Consider the following 19,435-nt stretch of genomic DNA (forward strand, 5'->3'; position numbering starts at 1 on the left):
CCGGCTCTCCCGCCTCAGCGGAGGGCCGGGGCGATCTGCGCGGTGAGCGCCGGCACGAGCGAGTGTGCGTACGACCGCGTCAGGTGGTTGTCGTCGCTGTAAACGACGACTCCGCCGATGCGCGACAGGCAGCGATCCGCCGTGCAGAACAGGTCGTCCAGATCGATGACCGTCGCCGAACGGGCGGATGCCGCAGCGAACATCGGGTCGTCGAAGGTCGCTTCCGACCGGGGGAGAGCGCAGTCCGCTGGCGAGGTCGCCTTCAGCAGGCAATCCGCGGCGCTGCCGCCGCCCTGCGGGGGGATCGCGTTCATCTCCGGCGGATCTTTGAGGACGACGACGTTCTTTCCGGCGTCCTGAAGGGCAGAGATCGATGCTTCCACCATCGGCTCTGTCAGCGGGCGGTAATCGAGGTTGTCGGTGACGTAGAGGCGGGTTCTGTTCGTCAGGACGACTGTGCCGAACTCGTCGTCCGCGGCGACGACGGAGTGCACCTTCGTGGAGATGTCGCGGCACTGTTCGCCGTAGGCGGCGTCGAAGCCCCAGGCGCTGCCGGTGAGCTCGGTCGACATCATCGAGCACCCGGACACGAGGAACGTGCTCAGTGAGCCGCCCTGGCTCTCCACAGCGGTTCGGAGCGCCTCGACCCATCGGGTCGCGTGGGAGTCGCCGATCAGTGCGACGTGCGGCCCGGGACCGGCGAGGTCGCCGAAGTCGCAGCGCACGAACTCGCCCGTGGATGCGGCGCGCTCGCACCCCATCACGTCGGCGGGCGGGAGGTCGATGGCGAAGGACTCCAACGATGCGACGAGCGGCACGTCCTCCGGCGCCGGGCAGGAATCGTCCGTCATCGCGTCGGCGCCGACGCAGGAGGTGTCCGCTTCCGCCGCGGGCGGCGCACGGAGCACCGTGCTTGCGACGGGGTAGGCCGCGCCGGCGACCAGCGTCGTGGCGAGGGCGACGGCGAGGAACGTGCGTGCCGGCGAATGGGCCGTCAGCCACGGGAGCCGCCGGACCGGATCTTCGACGATGCGTTTCGACAGCCACCCCAGCATCAGAGCGGCGCCGGCGATGACGAGCTTCTCTACCGTCGAGAGATCGTGTCCGCTCGCGTAGGGCACGAGCACGATCAAGGGCCAGTGCCAGAGGTATGTGCCGTACGACACATCCCCGGCGAACTGCACAGGGCGCAGCTGGAACAGTCGCGCCGGCGACAGACGAGTGCGTGGAGCGCCGGCCGTGATGATCACGATCGTCGCGGCGACCGGCACGGCGGCGGTCCACGAGGGGAAGGGCGTATCGGCGTCGAACACGAACATGCACGCGACCAGCGTGACGAACCCGGCCCACGACGCCAGACCGGCGAGTCGTGCCGGGAGGGCGAATGAGTGGTGGTGCAGGGCCGCGGCGAGCAACGCGCCGGCGGCGAACTCCCAGGCCCGCGTGAACGTGGAGAAGTACGCGACCGTCGGCTGAGCGGCCGTCAACACGACGGAGTACACCAGGCTCGCCGCGGCGACCGCCGCGATGGCCGCGGCGATGCCCGCGCGCCGCCGCCCCGCGAGAAGACGTGCCCCGAGCAGGCCGCCCAGGACCATGAGCACCGGCCACATGAGGTAGAACTGCTCTTCCACGCCGAGCGTCCAGAAGTGCTGCACCGGGGACTTCACGTTCGAGAGCGCCATATAGTCGACCGACTGGGCAGCGAGCGACCAGTTCTCGACGTAGAACGCCGAGGCGATGATCTCCCATCCGAACTGTCCCCAACGGCTGACCGGGACCCAGAGGGCGACCCCCGCCAGAGTGGCGAGCAGGACGAGCAGGGAGGCGGGCAGCAGACGCCGCGCCCGCTTGGCCCAGAACCCCGCGAAGCTGATCCGCCCGCGCGTCGCCAGCTCTCGCAGCAGGTGATCCGTGATCAGGAACCCGGAGACGACGAAGAACACGTCGACGCCGATGAATCCACCCGTGAGCCTCAGGGGCCACAGGTGGTAGACCAGCACCCCGAGGACGGCGAGCGCGCGAAGCGCTTGGATCTCGGTACGCACGCCCTCGGCGCGTCGGCGGCGACGTGTGCTCGTCGAGGGGAGCGGCGATGTCGTGGAGAGCAAGGATGTTCCGGGGGGACAGGGGGTTCGGGCTTGAACAGCGTAGACGACGCCCCACTCGGGCGAGAACTCTCCGGCGGTGTCGCGGCGGCGGAGTCGTCGCCGCAGCCTCGCCTCTAGACTCGTCCAGTGACCGCCGCCGCCGTAGGAGCTCCCGGATCCCCGCGGCGCTACCTCCACTCGCTGTGGCTCTTGTCTGCCCGCGACCTGCGGGTGCGCTACGCGACCAGCGCACTCGGGTACCTGTGGTCGGTCCTCGATCCGCTCGTCATGAGCGGGATCTACTGGTTCGTCTTCACGCAGGTGTTCGGGCGGGGCGTCGGCGAAGAGCCGTACATCGTCTTCCTCATTACAGCTCTCTTGCCGTGGGTATGGTTCAACTCCGCGGTCACGGATTTCACGCGAGCGTTCAACAAAGACGCGCGTCTCGTGCGATCGACCGCGATCCCGCGGTCGATCTGGGTCAACCGGATCGCCCTCAGCAAGGGGATCGAGTTCCTCTGTTCGCTGCCCGTGCTCGTGCTGTTCGCGGTCGTCTCCGGCGCCACCGTCGGATGGGGGTTGCTCCTCTTCCCGGTCGCCGTGCTCCTGCAGGCCGTCCTCCTCGTCGGGCTCGGTCTCATCGTCGCGCCGCTCTGCGTGCTCTGGGGCGACCTCGAGCGCACGACACGTCTCGTTCTGCGAGCGCTGTTCTACGCGTCGCCGATCATCTACGGAGTGACCGATCTTCCCGGTGCATTCGCCGACCTCGCCGCGCTCAATCCGCTGGCGGGCATCTTCACGCTCTACCGGGTCGGGTTCTTCCCCGACCAGTGGGATGCGCTGAGCGTGGGAATCGGGGCGGTCACCAGCATCCTCATCCTGATCATCGGTGTGCTGGTCTTCCGTCGCCTGGAGCGATCCGTGCTGAAGGAGCTGTGATGTCAGACGCTCTCGCGATCGAGGTCGGCGGGCTCGGTGTGCGCTTCCGTCGCAACCGGCGCGGTCGACGCACCCTCAAGGATCTTTTCTCCGGATCGTCGCGGCGTTCGCGCCCGGGCGAGTTCTGGCCGCTCCGAGGCGTGTCCTTCGACGTGCGGCCGGGGGAGTCCATCGGGGTCGTCGGGCGGAACGGTCAGGGCAAGTCGACGCTCCTCAAACTCGTCGCGGGCGTGCTTCTGCCGGACGAGGGTCACGTGCGTGTGCACGGCGGGGTGGCGCCGCTCATCGAGATCACCGGCGGGTTCGTCGGCGATCTCACGGTGCGCGAGAACGTACGCCTGACCGCGGGCCTGCACGGCATGCCGCGCGCGGAGGTCGCGCGACGTTTCGACGGGATCATCGACTTCGCCGAACTGCGCGAGTCGGTCGACACCCCATACAAGCACCTCTCGAACGGGATGAAGGTGCGCCTGGCCTTCTCGGTCGTCTCGCAGCTCGAGGAGCCGATCCTGCTCGTCGACGAGGTGCTCGCGGTCGGCGACAAAGCGTTCCGGGAGAAGTGCTATCGCCGCATCGATGAGCTTCTCGCGGACGGGCGGACGCTCTTCTTCGTCAGCCACAACGAGAAGGACCTGCGCCGCTTCTGCACCCGCGGTCTCTACCTCGACAAGGGTGCCCTGAAGATGGATGCGCCGATCGCCGAAGTGCTCGATCGGTACAACGCCGATTACAACGCGGGCTGAGCCGCATCCAGCGGCGGCATCGGCCGCCACGAGCGATCGCGCGCGATCTTGCGACCGTCGCGGAGCCCCCGGAACAGGTGCCGGGTACCGCTGACCTTCCGCTCCACCACGAGGAGTCGGATGATCTCCTTCGCGAACGTCAGCGCCGTGCCGGCGCCGAACAGCACGGGGCTGTATGCGCCCACCGTGCGGTAGTAGCGCTTGATGTGGGCGCGGTTGCGCATGATGTAGTAGCGGTAGGCGTCGCTCGACGCATTCATGTGCCGGATGCCCATGTCCCACTGCTTGATCTCGCGTGTGCGACGCAGCACGAACTCGTCAACGATGACGGATGTGGTGATCCGCGACGCCAGCCAGCCGTACAGCTGGTCGTCCCAGTAGATGAAGAAGCGCGGGTCGGGCAGACCGATCCGGCGGACGATGTCACGGTGGATGAACATGCCCTCGAAGCATCCGGAGTTCATCTCCTTGTAGCCCGACGGGCCGAACCCGGCCGGGGCGAAGGGGATCGGAATGCCCATTCGGTCGGCGACCCGGTACTGCCAGTAGAACTCGCTGCCGTCGTAGTCGTACCGGCGCCCCTGGATGCTCTGGAAGCGGGGTGCCCACACGCCCATCCGCGCGAGTCCGTCGGGGAGTACCTCGACGTCGTCGTCCATCAGCCAGATCCACTCGGAGCCCAGCTCGTAGGCGATCCGCATCCCCTCGCTGAACCCGCCCGATCCGCCGGTGTTCGTGTCGAGCTTGCGATAGACGATCTCGCTCCCGATGCGGCTCCGGAAGGACTCCACGACGGCGGTCGTGTCATCGCTCGACGCGTTGTCGACGATCACGATGTGGCCCGGCTTCGGGTCCATCACCACGAGGCTCTCGAGCAGGCGCGTGAGCAGTGCGGAGCGGTTGTAGGTGACGACCGCGATCGTGGCGGATGCCGGGTCGAAAGAAGTGAGCACGTCGTGACTTTCCGGTGCGGCGGCCATAGCGGGACGAGCCTACCGCCCCTTCCCGTCCTCGCCCTGAATGCCGCTCGGCAGCTCGGGGGGCACGGCCGTCTCGTCGCGCACACGATCGCGCCACGAACGTGACCGGCTTGCTCGTGCGGCGCACAGCACGAGCAGCATCCACCCGTAGCCGACCAGCGTGAAGCTCTCGAACATCGAATCGACCAGCAGCGCGACGAGCATCAGCGGCGTCCAGGTGTAGACCACCGAGCGCCGGTTGCTCGCCTCGACCCAGCCCCGGACCAGCGCGATGCCGCAGACGAGCAGGAACAGCAGCAGGCCGAACCAGCCGATCTGCAGCAGCACGTCGAAGTAGGCGTTCAGCGCCGACGCGTGGCGCTCACGGAGGAAGAGGTTGATGGGGAGGAACGGGAGCTCCGTCGTCGTCCACGAGCCGAACCACCCCCACCCTTGCACCGGGTTCGTCCGGACGAAATCGAGGATCGTGTTCCAGAGATCCGCGCGGGTCGAGAAGTCCGAGCCTGCGCCGAGGAACGCGATGATGCGATTGCGGGCCGCGTACGCCAGCACAAGGCCGACGACCACCGTGCTGCCGAGAGCGATCTGCAGGGAGGGGCGCCGTACGGCCGGCGCGTGCCGGACGGCCATGAGAGCGAGTGTGGCGAGCCCGACCACGATTCCGATCACCAGCACGGTGGGGGAGTCCGAGAGCACCGCCATCCCGCCCGCCAGAACCACCGAGAAGATCGAGAGCCCCGGCCGCACCGACGACGTGCGCCACTCCACGACGAACGTGATGAGGGCGAGCACCGCGATGAAGCCGAGCGCGTTGCGAGTGCCGAAAATGCCCTGCACCGGCCCGAACTGGGCGATGTTGCCCTGCACCCCCAACAGCCGGAAGGGCATGTCGAGCAGGATGCCGAACAGCACCTCGACCCCGAGCGAGACCCCGAGCAGCCACCGCATGACGTCGCCGACAGCGCGCGCCGTCTGCAGCGTGTCGCGCACATGACCGATCGTGATCGCCAGCAGGGCGAACGCGAGCAGCGAAACCCACCCCCACGCGGACTTGGGCGGGTCGGACGACCAGACGACGCTGATCCCCGCCCAGACGATCAGGATGACGACCGAGAACGGCACCAGCCGCAGCAGCGACAACTCCGCCCGACGAGCGACCAGGATGCCGACGGCCACCGCGCACAACCCCGCGATGATCGTCACGTACGTGAGCCGACCGGCGAGCCGTTCGATCGCAAAGGCGCCGAACGCCGCGGCGATCGTCGTCAGCGTGAACGCGCGAGCGAGCGCCGCCGAACGCAGCAGGTCGCCGGCCTGGCGGACGGCGGCCGCATCCGTCATGCGGCGTCCGACACGGCTTCGCCCTGCTCGATGGCGAGCGACTGCTCGGCGGGGCCGACGCCCACGAGCGGCGACTGGGTGACCTTGAACCCGAGCATGACGATGAACAACCAGCCCCACAGGAGCAACGGCCCCGACTCGGCGAGTCCCTGCACGAGCAGCACGGTCGCGACGAGCGTCGGCAGCAGCGTGAGGGGAGAGTAGGGGCGATCGTCGCGCAGATCGAACCGCGGGCGGTCGATCGCGAAGAACCACGCCCGCCAGATGAATGCGACGTAGATGCCGGCGATGATCAGCACACCGATCAGGCCGAGCTGCAGGAACACATCCACCCACATGTTGTGCGCCTGCATGACGGTCTCGCCGTGGTCGACGATCCAGCCGTCGAACATCGGGTCCCAGGGAAGCCACGGGGTCGCGAAGCCCCATCCGATCACCGGATGCTGCTGCGCGCGCTCGAGGACGCTCTGCCAGATTCCCTCGCGACCCGTGAGATCGCTCGAGCGGCCGAGCGCGTCGAAGATGACGCTCCGTCCGAACCAGAGCACGGCCGCGCCGGTGACCGCGACGGCGGAGTAGAGCACGTAGTACTTCGTGCGACCGCCCGGCCGGTTGACCGTCCGCATCAGCAGCACCGTCACGAGGACGACGACGACAGCCGCGGCCGACAGATACGCCGTCGCCGACCCGGCGCGAACGAAGAGGAACGCCGCGAGCACGAACCATCCGACGAGCAGCACGCGCCGCGGGGCGCGGGCCGTGAAGCGGATGGCGAAGACGATGAGACCGAGAAGCGCCACGACGGCGAGCAGATTCGCGTTGCCGAAGAGGCCCTGGATGCGGCCGCCGTCGAACAGGTTGTCGCGTGACCAGTAGACGATCGGGTCCATCTTCTCGGCCGGCAGGATGAAGCCGGGCAGAAGCGGCCCGCGGACGAAGATCGAGACGCCGAGTTCGAACAGCAGGGAGAGGCTGAGCACCCACTTGAGGGCGCCGGCGATCGCCGCGACCGTCTCTTTCCACGTGAGCATCGCCGCGACGAAAAGGCCCTGCAGGGTGGTGATCGCGAGCAGCAACCAGGTGAGAGCCGTGGTGCCCGGCCACGCCGACCACAGGATGGAGGCCGCCGCCCAGGCGACATAGCCGAGGACGAACCAGGGCAGCCGTCGCGCGTTGATCGCCGGTCGAACGCTCACCCAGACGGCGATCGAGACGAGCGCGCTGACGACGGTCACCACGATCGTGATCGTGTTGCCGAAGGCGTGCACCCAGCCGACACCCGCCAGCGCCTGGAACAGCACGAAGACGCACCACGCGCGCAGCAGGAGGTGCGAGGTCCGCTCGCGCACCGGTGGCGCGGGCGGCGAGCCGACCGGATGCAGGGTGTGAACCGCCATGATGCACTCAGGGTATCCCGGCGTCACCCCTAGGCTGGGGGCGTGCTGGCTGCGCTGACGAACACGCCCCGTGACTACGCCTGGGGATCGACCACTCTTATCGCGGGTCTGGAAGGACGCGCGCCCACGGGCGTGCCCGAGGCGGAGATCTGGTTCGGCGACCACCCGGGTTCGCCCGCCCGGCTCGGCGCCGACGGGAACCCGACCCTCGCCGAGTGGCTGAGCGTGCACGGAACGGATGCGGAGACCCCCGCCCGGCTCCCGTATCTGCTGAAGCTGCTGGCCGCCGCATCCCCCCTCTCGATTCAGGTGCACCCCTCGAAGGCGGAGGCCGAGGCGGGCGCCGCGCGCGAAGACGCGGATGGCGTCGCCGCGGACGCTCCGCACCGCAACTACAAGGACGACAACCACAAGCCCGAGGTGATCGTCGCGATCTCCGAGCGCTTCGAGGCGCTCGCCGGCCTCCGCGACCTCGACGCGACCCGCCGGCTCGTTGCGGCCCTCGGCGACAGCGCCGGGGTGCGTGCGCTCGCCGACTCCCTCGAGGGCGAGGGCGAGGGCGAGGGCGAGGGCGGGGGCGATGGCGATGGCTCCCTCGACGGTGACGCGTCTGCCGCGCTCCGCCGCACGATCGCGTGGCTGCTCTCCGGGTCGGCGCAGAACACGGTCGACGACGTCATCGCCGCGCTCGGCACGGCGACGTCGGCCGAGTTCGAGCCCGAGATCGCGGCCGTCCGCGCGATCGCCGAGGCCTACCCGGGCGACCCCGGCGTCGTCGTTGCGCTGCTGATGAACTACGTTTCGCTCACGCGCGGCGAGGCTGTCTTCGTGCCCGCCGGGGTGCTGCACGCCTACCTCTCGGGACTCGGCGTCGAACTCATGGCCGCGAGCGACAACGTGCTCCGCGGCGGACTGACCCCCAAGCACATCGACGTCGACGAACTGCTCCGGATCGTGGACGCGCGCCCGGATGCCCCGCCGCGCCTCGCTCCGCAGCCCGTCGCCGAGGGCGTCGAGGTGTTCGCGCCCGGAATCGCCGACTTCGAGCTGTGGCACATCACGTCCGGCGCCGACGACGAGCGGCGCGTGCCGCTGCACGGCCCCGGCATCGCACTGGCCGTCGCCGGCGAGCCCGTGGTGCGCACCGCATCCGGCGCCGAGGTGTCGCTCCGCCCCGGAGCGGCAGCCTTCGCAACCGCGGACGAGCGCGAGCTCGTGATCAGCGGTGCGGGCGAGGTCTTCGTGGCCCAGCCCGGGCGCTGACCCGGGCGTGCGGCGCGGTGTCCGGTGCGGCGCTGTGCTGTGCTGCGCGGTGTCCGGTGCGGCGCGGTCTGCCCGATGCAGCATCCGGTCGTCGTGGCGCAGCTTCGGTGTGGTCGCAGCCTGCCCGGCGCAGCATCCGGCGCAGTCGCGGTCAGTCTGGTGCAGCATCGGGCGTTCGAGGTGAGGGGAATCTGCTGAGGTGAGGGCTTTCGGATGCGGAGCGTCCTCGTCTGGGCGGAATCCCCTCGCGTCGGCCGCGCGCGGGGAGGGCTGTGCGCGCGGCACCTTGGCCGCCCGCACCATGCCCGTGCCGCACTGGCGCGCCGGTCTCGGCCTGAAGCGAGGGAATCTGCCCGAGCGAGGACGAATCGGCCCGAGACGGACCTCGCTTCGGCAGATCACCTCGCTTCGGGCCGGCGGCCCCCGCCTCGCTTCGGGCCGGTGGCCACGCCCTCGCGATGGCGGGCGGACCGCGGCAGGTCGCTTCGCGCGAGTGTCCCGATGTCGTCCCGGGCGCGTCGCGCACTACGGGAGGATCGATCTCCGGATGCGGCGACACGCCGTCACCTCCGTCGAGTTCCGCCCGGAACACGCGGCACGCGCTGTGTCGAGGTAACGAATCCGCCGCATCCGACACGCCGTCGGCGCGTCGTGAAGTTTCGAGCGCGGGTTGAGGGTTTACGATCTGCGACTTGATTTCAGCGAATCACACCTGTGTAATTCATACATCCGCTTCCTTCGAGCGGAGTTCGGACGAGTGGGGAGACCAGATGACGGGCGCACAGTACCGTTCGGGCGTTCCCGACAATTGGTTCGTCGATCCGGTGTTCCTGGGTGTTCCCGGGGTTCGCCGTGAGGCGCCTGCCGAGGAAGAGAACACTCTCTCCTGGCAGACCGATGCGCTCTGCGCACAGACGGACCCGGAGGCCTTCTTTCCGGAGAAGGGTGGATCCACGCGAGACGCGAAGCGCATCTGCACGACGTGCGACGTTCGCGACCAGTGCCTCGAGTACGCGCTGCAGAACGACGAGCGCTTCGGCATCTGGGGTGGCCTCAGCGAACGCGAGCGCCGCAAGCTCAAGCGACGCGCCTGACCGTCGACTCTGTCGCCAGCCAGCCAGCCAGCCAGCCAGCCAGCACGCGGCGACGACACGCTGTCGCGAGCGCGCCTCGGCGCACGCGGTCTTGCGACCCGCTCAACCCCAACCTCGAGCTCTGCCCGTCGCGACGGCGACCCGCTCGGTGATACGGGTCGTGCGAGCACCCAGCCCCGCGAGCGTCGAGCCCCGCACACCCAGTCCCGCGAGGGACACGCCCCCACCCCACCCGTGACATTGCCGTTGTCGGCGCGTGCGCCCGGTTCGTTCGGTCGACGCGCTTAGGCTGACCAGGCCATGCCCGCCCGTGTACATGCTCTCCTCGTCGTGCGCCCCGATGGACGCAAGGCCGCCGCGACCCATCTGCAGCACACCCTCGACGCCCTTTCCGCGCAGACGCGCTCCGCGGATGTGCTGACGATCGTGCTGTGCGGCCCCGACCGTGCGCTCACCGAGGTGGCGGCCGCATCCGGAGCCGAGGGCGTCATCACCGCGAACGGGTCCACGAGCTTCGCGGATGCGGCGCGCCTCGCCAGCCCGCGACTGACGGGCGACGCGATCTGGCTGCTCGCGCAAGACACCGCCCCCGAGCCGCACGCGCTCGCGCGGCTGCTGGCCGGTCTCGAGCGGGCACCGTCCGTCGGGATCGTCGCCCCGAAGCTCGTCGATGCGGAGGATCCCGCGCGCATCGTGTCGCTCGGCGTGACGATGACGCCATACGGGCGAACGGTCGGCCTCGCCGACAACGAACTCGACCAGGGTCAGCACGACGCCGACGAGGACGTCCTCGGGGCGGACGTTCGCGGACTGCTCGTCCGAGCCGAACTCTGGCGCCAGCTCGTCGGCATCGATCCGTCGCTCGGCGGCGCCGACGAGGGCCTCGATCTCGGCGTGCGCGCCCGCCTCGCCGGGCACCGTGTCAGCCTTGTCCCCACCGCGCACGTCGCGGTGAACGGCGACGGTACCGCCGGGCTCCCTGCGCCGACCAGCCGCCGACGCCGTCGCCGTCGCGCGTACGCCATCCGGCTCGCTCAACTTCACCGCCGCATGGTCTACGCGCCGGCGGCGACCGTGCCCCTGCATCTGCTCTCGCTCATTCCGCTCGCACTGTGGCGCGCCGCGGCGCTGCTCGTCGCCAAGCAGCCCGCCCGCGTGCTGCCCGAGTGGGGCGCGTCGATCGTCGTGTTCTTCCGCTGGGGAGCGATCGCGCGGGCGCGCGGAATCATCCGCCGTTCACGAACCAGCTCGTGGGCGCAGCTCGCGGCGCTCCGCATCACGCGGTCGACGCTCCGACAGCGTTTCGACGCGGATGCGGATGCCGACGCGTTCGATCGTCCGATCCGCGAAGAGCTCCGCTTCTTCACCGGCGGCGGCGCCTGGCTCGTCCTCGCCGCGCTGCTCGTCGCCGTCGTCGCGTTTCCCTCGCTCCTCGTGTGGTCGGTGCTGGGCGGCGGCGGCCTCGAGCCGCTGCGTGCGACGCTCGGACAGCTCTGGGCCGACGCCGCCTACGGGGTGCGGTCGGTCGGTCTGGACACCGTCGGACCCGCCGACCCGTTCGCGGCGCTGATGGCCCTGATCGGCTCGTTCTGGCCGGGCGACCCCTCGCGGGCGCTCGTTCTGCTGTGGATCGCGGCGCTTCCGCTCGCCACCGTCGGCGGCTGGTTCGCCGCCACCCGGCTCACGCCGAACTCGCTGCTGCGCAATACGGCCGCCGTCGCCTGGGTGCTGGCGCCGACCTTCTGGACCGCACTCATCGATGGCCGTCCGGCCGCGGTCATCACCCACTTGCTGCTGCCGTGGCTGTTCTACGCGGGTGCGGTTGCGCATCGATCGTGGGCGGCAGCGGGCGCCGCATCCATCCTGCTCGCCGGCGTCGTCGCGGCGTCTCCGTCGCTCGGACCGGCCCTCATCGCCGTGTGGGCTCTGCTGGTCATGCTCGTCGTCATCGCCCGCGCGGGCCGCGGCGTCGGCCACATCGTCTGGATCGGCGTGCCGTCGATCGCGATCTTCGCGCCCCTCGTCTGGGTGCAGGTGCACGCGGGAACGCCGTGGGGTCTGCTCGCCGATCCCGGCGTGGTCTGGGCGGGGCCGCAGGCCGCAGCGGATGCGGCGGGGCGCCTCGCGCTCGCCGGCGGGTTCCCGACGCAGGACTTCGCCGGCTGGACGACGCTCCTCTCCAGCACGACCCTCGCGGGTCTCGCTCCGTGGGTGCTCGTCCTGGTCGCTCCGCTCGGGGCGCTCGCGCTCCTCTCTCTTCTCACCCCGCGCTGGATGATCTCCGGCGTCCTCGTCGTGATCGCTCTCCTCGGACTCGGTTCGGCGTTCGTCCTGGTGGGCGTGGCGGTGGCGGCGAGCAGCGCGGCTGCGGCCGTGCCGATCTGGCCGGGCGGGGCGCTCAGCCTCGCGTGGCTGGGCGTCGTGGGCGCGGCCATCGTCGCGCTCGACGCCGGGATCCCCGTCCGGCGGCGCGCGCTGCGCGTGGTCGGTGCGGGCGTCGTGATCGGCACTCTGTTGGTCGTGGCCGTGCCGTCGGCGACCTCGATGCTGCGGGGAACCGCGCTTCTGCAGAACGGTCCGAGCACGACGCTTCCCGCATACGTCGCGGCGCAGGGGGCGGACGACCTCTCCGTCGGCACGATCCTGATCACCCCGCAGAACTCGGGTGCGGTCGCTGCCCGCGTCGTCTGGGGCGGCAGCGACACGCTCGGCGGCCACTCCACCCTCACCGCCACGCGCCCGGCACCGACCGAGGACGACCGCGAGGTGGCAGCGCTCACGGCCGACCTGGTGTCGGCGTCGTCCGAGGATGTGGTGCGCCGTGCCGCAGCTCTCGGCATCCAATTCGTCGTGGTCGCACCTGAGTCCGCGACCGAGTCGGATGCGGCCCGCGCCCTGCGCCTGACCGCAGAGACCGCGCTCAACCAGCGCAGCGACCTCGACGCCGTCGGGCCGACACCCAAGGGAACGCTCTGGCGGATCTCGACCGACGTGGCCGATCGACCCGGGGCCTCCGCGGCGGACGACCGGCTCACGCTCGCGATCTCGCTCATCCAGTTCGTCGTGTTCGCGGTCGCTCTGCTGCTCTCCGTGCCGACGGCGGCATCGCGCCGCCAAGCCCGACGCATGCCGCGCACCGTGGGTCCACGGGCCCGGGAGGAAGAACAATGACCCGCCGCCGCGCCCTCGTCTGGGCTGCCACCAGTACCCGGCTCGTCGTCGGAACCGCCCTCGCGGCGGGCGTCGTGCTCGCGGTCGGCGTCGGAGTCGCCGCACCCTGGCCGACTCACGAGACGCAGCCGGTCAGCCTCTCCGTCACCCCGGCCCCGGCCGACACCGTGCTCGCCTGCACCGGGCCGCTCCTCGCGCTCGGCCGGGACGCCTCGGATGCCGGCGGGCTCACCTCGGCGGCATCCAGCCAGACGGTGTCCGCATCCGACGGGTCTCCGCTGGACACCGTTGCGCTGACGGCGTCGCCCGCGATCAGCGGTGATGCCTCGGCCTCGGCCCTCGTGGCTGCCCCCGACGGCGATCGCCGCTCCGACGCAGCCGCCGCCGCAAGCGCATCGGTCGAGGCCGACGATCTGCGCGGATACACCGTATCCGCCTGCCGGCAGCCGCTCATCGAGTCCTGGCTCGTGGGAGGCGCGACGACGACCGGTGCGGCGGACCTCGTGATCCTGTCGAACCCGTCCGACGTCGCGGCGACCGTGCAGCTCAGCCTCTACAGCCCGACGGGCATGTCTGTGCCCGCCGGTGGCGCCGGACTCCGCGTCGACCCGCGAACCCAGCGGATCGTTCCGCTCGCGAGCCTCGGCGTCGGCGAAGAAGCGCCGATCGTGCGGGTCACCGCATCCGGTGCCCCCGTGTCTGCCGTGCTGCAGTCGAGCCTCACGCGCACCCTGCTTCCGGGCGGTGTCGAGCAGACCGGACCGGTCGTCGCCGCCGAGACCACCCAGGTGCTGCCGGGGGTGCAGGTGCTGCAGAGCGCCGTCGACGCCGGCCCGAGCGGTGCGACGACGGTGCTCCGCGTGCTGTCACCGGGAACGGCGACGACCGTCACCGTCACGGTGCGGGACGAGCGCGGAGACGAGGTACTCCGCCAGGAGGCACCGCTCGAAGCGGATCTGCCCACCGAAGTGGAGCTCGCGGGCCTCGCGGTCGGCCGGTACACCGTGACTGCCGCCGCCGACGCGCCGATCACAGCGGCGGTGTGGCAGACGACCGGATTCGGCGAAGGGGCCGACTTCGCCTGGTACACCCCGGCGCCCCTGCTCGCCGCGCCGACGCTCGTCGCCGTCCCCGCCGGTCCGTCGCCCACGATCTTCCTCGTCGGAGGGGGAGAGGCGGCCGACGTCACGCTCGAACCCGTCCAGGGCCCAGGCGACGCGATCGACGCGAACGTCTCCGCCGCCGGCGTCACCGTCGTGGCCGCCACAGCCGGCACGGTCTACCGCCTGCAGACCGACGCGCCCGTGCGGGCGTCGGTGTCGTACGCGAGCGCGGGTCAGCTCGGCGGATTCCCGATCTGGCCGGCGGATGCGGCAGCCGCAGCACTCACCGTCTACCCCTGAGCCTTCGGGTCGGAGGATGCGGCGCTGCTGCGCTGCTGCCCTGAGGATGCGGCGCTGAGCGTTTTGCCCTGAGCGTTCTGCGGCGCTGCGTCAGAGGTCGCGGAAGCGATCCGGACCGAGGTCCCACGGATCGCGGCCGAGATAGTCGGCGGCGGCGCGGAACACGCAGCTCTCGATCATCATCCGGCGGTGCGCCTCATCATCGCGATGCAGGTGGCTGAGCCGTTCGATGGGCAGCCGGTACAGCACGATCCGCTTCTCGGCGGGCAGAGCGGTCCACCGCGGGATGCCGTCCGCATCCGTCGCCGGCGGCATGTCGGCCATCTCGAACCGCACGTCGCGAAGGTCTTCCCACGAGCCGCGCAGGAACTCCGCCGCCGACCCGACGGCCATGTCGAAGCGTTCGACACGGGTCTCCAGCGGCGGAAGCGGCGGGCGGACGACCGCGCTGCGGCCCTCACGCCCGTGTCGCCCGTGCCGACCGGGCCGGGAACGCGTGGGGGTGGTGCGGGACCGCCGGCGGATCATGCTCTCATCCTAGGCGGGGCGTCCCGGCTTGTCGGCGGCGCGTCCGAGCCGGGGTGGGGGGCGCATCAGGCGGGCTCCGGGGCCCGGCTCCGGCCCGCGCGGCGCGGCGACCCGGGGGTGCCGCATCCGCTGAGTAGGGTCGATCAGGTGCAAGACAGACTGTGTTCGAAGGTGGCGTGCGCGCGCGAGGCGGTCGCGACGCTGACCTACGACTACGGCGACCAGATGGCCGCGGTCGGCCCGCTCGGCCGCGCCGGCGACGTGCATGCGCACGACCTCTGCGCCATCCACACCGAACGTCTGTCGGTGCCGAAGGGGTGGCTCGTCATCCGTCACGAGACGCTCCGCGCCTAACACGCCCCATCCTGCCCCGGTAATACGCTCCGCACCCGTGCGCACGTGGGGGACAATAGGGGCATGGCCACCCCCACGCAGACCACGATCGACCACGCCGTCCGCGACCTCGCGCTCGCCGAAGCCGGTCGCCACCAGATCCGCCTCGCCGAGAACGAGATGCCGGGACTCATGGCGCTCCGCGAGGAGTTCGGCCCGACGCAGCCGTTGAAGGGCGCCCGTATCGCGGGATCGCTGCACATGACGGTGCAGACTGCGGTGCTCATCGAGACGCTCGTCGCCCTCGGCGCGCAGGTGCGTTGGGCGAGTTGCAACATCTTCTCCACCCAGGACGAGGCCGCGGCCGCGGTCGTCGTCGGCCCCTACGGCACCGTCGCGGAGCCTCAGGGCGTGCCGGTGTTTGCGTGGAAGGGCGAGACCCTCGAGGAGTACTGGTCGCTCGCCGACCGCATCTTCGACTGGAGCGCCGAAGGATTCGACGGACCCAACCTCATCCTCGACGACGGCGGCGACGCGACGCTGCTCGTGCACCGCGGTGTGGAGTTCGAGAAGGCCGGCGCGGTTCCGGATGCGGAGGCCTCCGCATCCGCCGAGTACCGGGTCGTTCTCGACACGCTGCGGGCCTCGCTCGCCGCCGACCCGCAGCGCTTCACGCGAATCGCTGCCGGACTCATCGGCGTCACGGAAGAGACGACGACCGGTGTGCACCGCCTGTACGAGCTCGCAGCGGACGGCAAGCTCCTCTTCCCGGGCATCAACGTCAACGACTCGGTGACGAAGTCCAAGTTCGACAACAAGTACGGCATCCGGCACTCGCTGCCCGACGGCATCAACCGTGCCACCGACGTGCTGATCGGCGGCAAGACGGCATTCGTCGTCGGCTACGGCGACGTCGGCAAGGGCGCCGCGGAAGCACTTCGCGGCCAGGGTGCGCGCGTGATCATCGGCGAGATCGACCCGATCTGCGCCTTGCAGGCCGCGATGGACGGCTACCAGGTGGCCAAGCTCGAGTCCGTCATCGACAGCGTCGACATCGTCATCACCGGCACCGGGAACACCCGCGTCGTGACCGTCGAGCAGCTCCAGGGGCTCAAGCACCTGGCGATCGTCGGCAACGTCGGCCACTTCGACGACGAGATCGACATGGCCGGGCTGGAGGCGATCCCCGGTGTCGAGAAGGTCGAGATCAAGCCGCAGGTGCACGAATACCGTCTGCCGAACGGACGCAGCATCCTGGTCCTCAGCGAAGGCCGGCTGCTCAACCTCGGCAACGCGACCGGGCACCCCTCGTTCGTCATGAGCGCGTCGTTCGCCAACCAGGTGCTCGCCCAGCTCGAGCTCTTCACCCGCCCCGAGGAGTACCCGGTGGGTGTCTACGTGCTGCCGAAGGCGCTCGATGAGAAGGTTGCACGCCTGCACCTCGCCGCGCTCGGCGTCGAGCTGACGACGCTCTCCGACGAGCAGTCGGCCTACCTCGGCATCCCGGCCGACGGCCCGTACAAGCCCGACCACTACCGCTACTGAGTCGCGCACCGCCGGCCCGCCACCCGAGTCCGGGTGGCGGGCCGGCGGCATGCGTGGCGGTTGCGGTGCGGGCTTTGCCCGGCCGGGGAGGGCGGTGTCTGCCGGCCGCGGGTTTCTGGCGGCCGTGCCCGCCTGCGGTGGGCCGGCGCCGTGTTTCGACGGCTGTAGGTCGTGAGTCGTCGGACCGGTGGTGCAGATGCGCACGGGTGGGGCGGATGAGGCGGCCCAGCGACGTTCGTTCCGACGACTGACGCGCCATCGGCGGCGTCCCGGCACAGATGGGCTGGACTGGCACGATCCCGGTGCGGGCACGCGTACCGGTCGGCGGCGGCGGTCGGCGCGGGCGGGGGATGTGCTGTGCGTGGGCTGCATCCGCGCGTTGAGTCGACGGCTGTAGCTCGTGAGTCGTCGGACCGGTGGTGCAGATGCGCACGGGTGGGGCGGATGAGGCGGCCCAGCGACGTTCGTTCCGACGACTGACGAGCCATCGGCGGCGTCCCGGCACAAGTGGGCTGGATCGGCGAGGGCGGGGAAGTGCTGTGCGTGGGGGTGCGTCCGTGCGTCGAATCGGCGTGAGTCGTCGGACCGGTGGTGCAGATGCGCACGGATGGGGTGGATGAGGCGGCCCAGCGACGTTCGTTCCGACGACTGACGAGCCATCGACGGCCGAAGAAGCGGCGGACCCGCGGCGCGGCGGACCCGCGGCCGTCCGCCGCGCCGGCGCGGGCGGGCGTCAGTCCCGGAGGAGCGTGGCGGCGCGGGCGTCGCGCAGGCGCACGGCGGCGAGTTCGCGTGAGAATCGCACGGCGACCACCGCGCGGACGAACAGTTCCGGATCGACCTCGGGAACGGGGGAGACGGATGCGGACACCGCGGCAGCCAGGTCGCGGGCGAGCCGCGCCCGGGCGGCCGGCTGCAGATCCTCCGCCTGGCGGACGAACTGGCTGAGCCGGCGGGCGAGCCGCTCGGGGAGCGGGGCGACATCCGCCACTGTCGCCCAAGCCGCCAGCGCGGGCGGAACGACCGGAGCGATCTCGGGCAGTCGCGGGGATCGGGTGCGCTGGCTGTAGGTGCCCGCCAGCAGGTCCCCGAGGCGCTGCGCGCGAGGGGTGAAGATGCCGGTCACCGCGGCGACCGCCCCGAACGTCATCCAGATCTCCAGAACGCCCACGAGGGCGCGGATGAAGGCCTGCCGGAAACCGGCGGCACCGCCGTCGGCGCGGACGATGCGGCCGCCCACGGCCAACTTGCCGAGGCTTCGTCCGTGCGTGGCGGTCTCGACGACGGTGGGGATGACGACGGCCACGACCACGAGCATGGCGATCGACAGGATCGGCGCGAGGGCGGGATCGAGGCCGGACCCGCCGGCCCAGAGCATCACGAGGATGAAGAGCACGTACACGAGGACCGCGAGCACGATGTCGATCAGTGCGCCCAGCGCACGGAGGAAGAACCCGGTCGGCTGGATGTCGAGCGCCACCGCTTCGCCGGTCAATACCTCGTCCTGGGCGATATCGACCACGGTCACGGGGGAGGCCATGGGTACAGTGAAACACATGGACCTCGACGCCCTGACGGCCGCGCACCGTGCCGAGTGGGAGCGCCTCGACGAGCTCACCCGCACCCGCCGCCTCGCCGGCGCGGACGTCGACGAGCTCGTCACGCGGTACCGGGCCGCATCCGCCGATCTCGCCGATGTCAAGACCACGGCCGGTCGGAGTCCGCAGGCCGATCACCTCTCGCTCGTCCTCGCCCGCGCCAGGCTGCGGCTGACCGGCGCATCGGAGAACGTCCTTCGCCGCATCCCGAGATTCTTCGTCCTGCAGCTGCCCGCGGCGCTCTACCGGGTTCGCGGGGCGACGCTCGGCGTCACCGTCGGGTTCCTGCTGATCGCGACCCTGGTGGCGACGTGGATCGCGAGCGATCCGGCTCTCGTTGCCTCGCTCGGGTCGGACGCGCAGCTCGCGTCGTACGCCCAAGACCAGTTCACGGCCTATTACTCCGAGAATCCGGCCGCCGTCTTCGCAGGAACGGTGTGGACGAACAATGCCTGGATCGCGGCCCAGTGCGTGCTGTTCGGCATCTCCGGGGTGTGGCCCGTCTACGTTGTCGCGCAGAATGCGGTCGGACTCGGCACGTCCGCCGCGGTGATGGCGTCGTACGACCGGCTCGACGTGTTCTTCGCGTTCATCCTTCCGCACGGTCTGCTCGAGCTGACCTGCATCTTCGTGGCTGCGGCCGCGGGGTTGCAGATCTTCTGGGCCTGGGTCGCTCCCGGGCCGCGTTCGCGGGGGGAGGCGCTCGCGGCCGCGGGGCGCTCCCTTGTCACGGTGGCGATCGGGCTCGTGTTCGCGCTCGGACTGTCGGGGATCGTCGAGGGCTTCGTGACGCCGCAGCCCTGGCCGTGGCCGATCAAGCTCGGACTCGGCGCTCTCGCCCTGGCGGTCTTCCTCTTCTACATGCTCGTGATCGGTCGCCGCGCCGTGCAGCGGGGGGAGACCGGCGACCTCACCGAGGACGAGACCGGCGCTCCGGAGCTCGTCGCGGGCTGATTTCTTCCGCCCGGCGATCGGCCCGCCTTCTTTTGAACAGATCAAAACTAGGCTAG

15 protein-coding genes are annotated in these 19,435 nt (G+C 70.5%); 9 read left to right on the forward strand and 6 right to left on the reverse strand.

Going from position 1 to position 19,435, the window contains the following annotated elements:
- Nucleotides 1-14: 14 nt before the first annotated feature.
- Complete coding sequence (locus tag LQ938_RS04215; protein WP_223721930.1) at nt 15-2,048, reverse strand: acyltransferase family protein; 2,034 nt, start codon at nt 2,046-2,048, stop codon at nt 15-17.
- A 189-nt stretch (nt 2,049-2,237) separates the two neighbouring features.
- On the opposite strand from LQ938_RS04215, the gene LQ938_RS04220 reads away from it, so the two are divergent.
- Both LQ938_RS04220 and LQ938_RS04225 read left to right on the forward strand, forming a co-directional pair.
- A complete protein-coding gene (locus LQ938_RS04220) occupies nt 2,238-3,029 on the forward strand; it encodes an ABC transporter permease (protein WP_223721931.1) in 792 nt (263 codons plus the stop codon).
- Nucleotides 3,029-3,772, forward strand: a complete 744-nt coding sequence (locus LQ938_RS04225) for an ABC transporter ATP-binding protein (RefSeq protein WP_223721932.1) — start codon at nt 3,029-3,031, stop codon at nt 3,770-3,772. The genes LQ938_RS04220 and LQ938_RS04225 overlap by 1 nt, the downstream gene beginning before the upstream one ends.
- Here LQ938_RS04225 and LQ938_RS04230 read toward each other — a convergent pair.
- Genes LQ938_RS04230 through LQ938_RS04240 form a run of 3 tightly spaced genes read right to left on the reverse strand, consistent with a single transcriptional unit; the run spans nt 3,757 to nt 7,490 of the window.
- Nucleotides 3,757-4,752 (reverse strand): glycosyltransferase, encoded by a 996-nt coding sequence (locus tag LQ938_RS04230; RefSeq protein WP_374197471.1) that lies wholly within the window; start codon nt 4,750-4,752, stop codon nt 3,757-3,759. The two genes, LQ938_RS04225 and LQ938_RS04230, sit on opposite strands and share 16 nt — an antisense overlap.
- Nucleotides 4,753-4,764: 12 nt before the next feature.
- Complete coding sequence (locus tag LQ938_RS04235; RefSeq protein ID WP_223721934.1) at nt 4,765-6,093, reverse strand: O-antigen ligase family protein; 1,329 nt, start codon at nt 6,091-6,093, stop codon at nt 4,765-4,767.
- Nucleotides 6,090-7,490, reverse strand: a complete 1,401-nt coding sequence (locus tag LQ938_RS04240) for an O-antigen ligase family protein (protein ID WP_223721935.1) — start codon at nt 7,488-7,490, stop codon at nt 6,090-6,092. The genes LQ938_RS04235 and LQ938_RS04240 overlap by 4 nt, the downstream gene beginning before the upstream one ends.
- Before the next feature lie 42 nt (nt 7,491-7,532).
- Between LQ938_RS04240 and manA the strand changes: the two genes are divergently transcribed.
- From manA to LQ938_RS04260, 4 genes are all read left to right on the forward strand, one after another.
- Nucleotides 7,533-8,753 (forward strand): mannose-6-phosphate isomerase, class I, encoded by a 1,221-nt coding sequence (gene manA, locus LQ938_RS04245; RefSeq protein ID WP_223721936.1) that lies wholly within the window; start codon nt 7,533-7,535, stop codon nt 8,751-8,753.
- A gap of 770 nt (nt 8,754-9,523) precedes the next feature.
- Nucleotides 9,524-9,847 carry a WhiB family transcriptional regulator gene (locus LQ938_RS04250; RefSeq protein WP_223721937.1) on the forward strand — a complete coding sequence of 108 codons (324 nt, stop codon included), beginning with the start codon at nt 9,524-9,526 and terminating at the stop codon, nt 9,845-9,847.
- A 300-nt stretch (nt 9,848-10,147) separates the two neighbouring features.
- Nucleotides 10,148-13,018 carry a glycosyltransferase gene (locus tag LQ938_RS04255; RefSeq protein WP_223721938.1) on the forward strand — a complete coding sequence of 957 codons (2,871 nt, stop codon included), beginning with the start codon at nt 10,148-10,150 and terminating at the stop codon, nt 13,016-13,018.
- Nucleotides 13,015-14,421 carry a DUF5719 family protein gene (locus tag LQ938_RS04260; protein WP_223721939.1) on the forward strand — a complete coding sequence of 469 codons (1,407 nt, stop codon included), beginning with the start codon at nt 13,015-13,017 and terminating at the stop codon, nt 14,419-14,421. The genes LQ938_RS04255 and LQ938_RS04260 overlap by 4 nt, the downstream gene beginning before the upstream one ends.
- 90 nt (nt 14,422-14,511) lie before the next feature.
- On the opposite strand, the gene LQ938_RS04265 is transcribed toward LQ938_RS04260, so the two are convergent.
- On the reverse strand, nt 14,512-14,949 hold the full coding sequence (locus LQ938_RS04265; RefSeq protein WP_223721940.1) for a metallopeptidase family protein: 438 nt from the start codon (nt 14,947-14,949) through the stop codon (nt 14,512-14,514).
- 147 nt (nt 14,950-15,096) lie between these two features.
- Between LQ938_RS04265 and LQ938_RS04270 the strand changes: the two genes are divergently transcribed.
- Both LQ938_RS04270 and ahcY read left to right on the forward strand, forming a co-directional pair.
- Entirely contained in the window at nt 15,097-15,303 is a 207-nt protein-coding gene (locus LQ938_RS04270) for a DUF3499 family protein (protein ID WP_223721941.1), read from the forward strand.
- Nucleotides 15,304-15,366: 63 nt separating this feature from the next.
- Entirely contained in the window at nt 15,367-16,827 is a 1,461-nt protein-coding gene (ahcY, locus tag LQ938_RS04275; RefSeq protein ID WP_223721942.1) for an adenosylhomocysteinase, read from the forward strand.
- A 733-nt stretch (nt 16,828-17,560) separates the two neighbouring features.
- On the opposite strand, the gene LQ938_RS04280 is transcribed toward ahcY, so the two are convergent.
- Nucleotides 17,561-18,367 (reverse strand): RDD family protein, encoded by an 807-nt coding sequence (locus LQ938_RS04280; protein ID WP_223723565.1) that lies wholly within the window; start codon nt 18,365-18,367, stop codon nt 17,561-17,563.
- 16 nt (nt 18,368-18,383) lie between these two features.
- Between LQ938_RS04280 and LQ938_RS04285 the strand changes: the two genes are divergently transcribed.
- Complete coding sequence (locus LQ938_RS04285; protein WP_223723564.1) at nt 18,384-19,379, forward strand: stage II sporulation protein M; 996 nt, start codon at nt 18,384-18,386, stop codon at nt 19,377-19,379.
- Nucleotides 19,380-19,435: the final 56 nt, after the last annotated feature.

It is taken from the genome of Microbacterium sp. cx-55 (assembly GCF_021117345.1).
Classification (GTDB): domain Bacteria; phylum Actinomycetota; class Actinomycetes; order Actinomycetales; family Microbacteriaceae; genus Microbacterium.

Bases quoted from the DNA above. Each gene is read 5' to 3' on its own strand.
- LQ938_RS04225 (WP_223721932.1), top strand. From the start codon at position 3,029: ATGTCAGACGCTCTCGCGATCGAGGTCGGCGGGCTCGGTGTGCGCTTC.
- LQ938_RS04230 (WP_374197471.1), bottom strand. From the start codon at position 4,752: ATGGCCGCCGCACCGGAAAGTCACGACGTGCTCACTTCTTTCGACCCG.
- LQ938_RS04235 (WP_223721934.1), bottom strand. From the start codon at position 6,093: ATGACGGATGCGGCCGCCGTCCGCCAGGCCGGCGACCTGCTGCGTTCG.
- LQ938_RS04240 (WP_223721935.1), bottom strand. From the start codon at position 7,490: ATGGCGGTTCACACCCTGCATCCGGTCGGCTCGCCGCCCGCGCCACCG.
- LQ938_RS04250 (WP_223721937.1), top strand. From the start codon at position 9,524: ATGACGGGCGCACAGTACCGTTCGGGCGTTCCCGACAATTGGTTCGTC.
- LQ938_RS04255 (WP_223721938.1), top strand. From the start codon at position 10,148: ATGCCCGCCCGTGTACATGCTCTCCTCGTCGTGCGCCCCGATGGACGC.
- LQ938_RS04260 (WP_223721939.1), top strand. From the start codon at position 13,015: ATGACCCGCCGCCGCGCCCTCGTCTGGGCTGCCACCAGTACCCGGCTC.
- LQ938_RS04265 (WP_223721940.1), bottom strand. From the start codon at position 14,949: ATGATCCGCCGGCGGTCCCGCACCACCCCCACGCGTTCCCGGCCCGGT.
- ahcY (WP_223721942.1), top strand. From the start codon at position 15,367: ATGGCCACCCCCACGCAGACCACGATCGACCACGCCGTCCGCGACCTC.
- LQ938_RS04280 (WP_223723565.1), bottom strand. From the start codon at position 18,367: ATGGCCTCCCCCGTGACCGTGGTCGATATCGCCCAGGACGAGGTATTG.
- LQ938_RS04285 (WP_223723564.1), top strand. From the start codon at position 18,384: ATGGACCTCGACGCCCTGACGGCCGCGCACCGTGCCGAGTGGGAGCGC.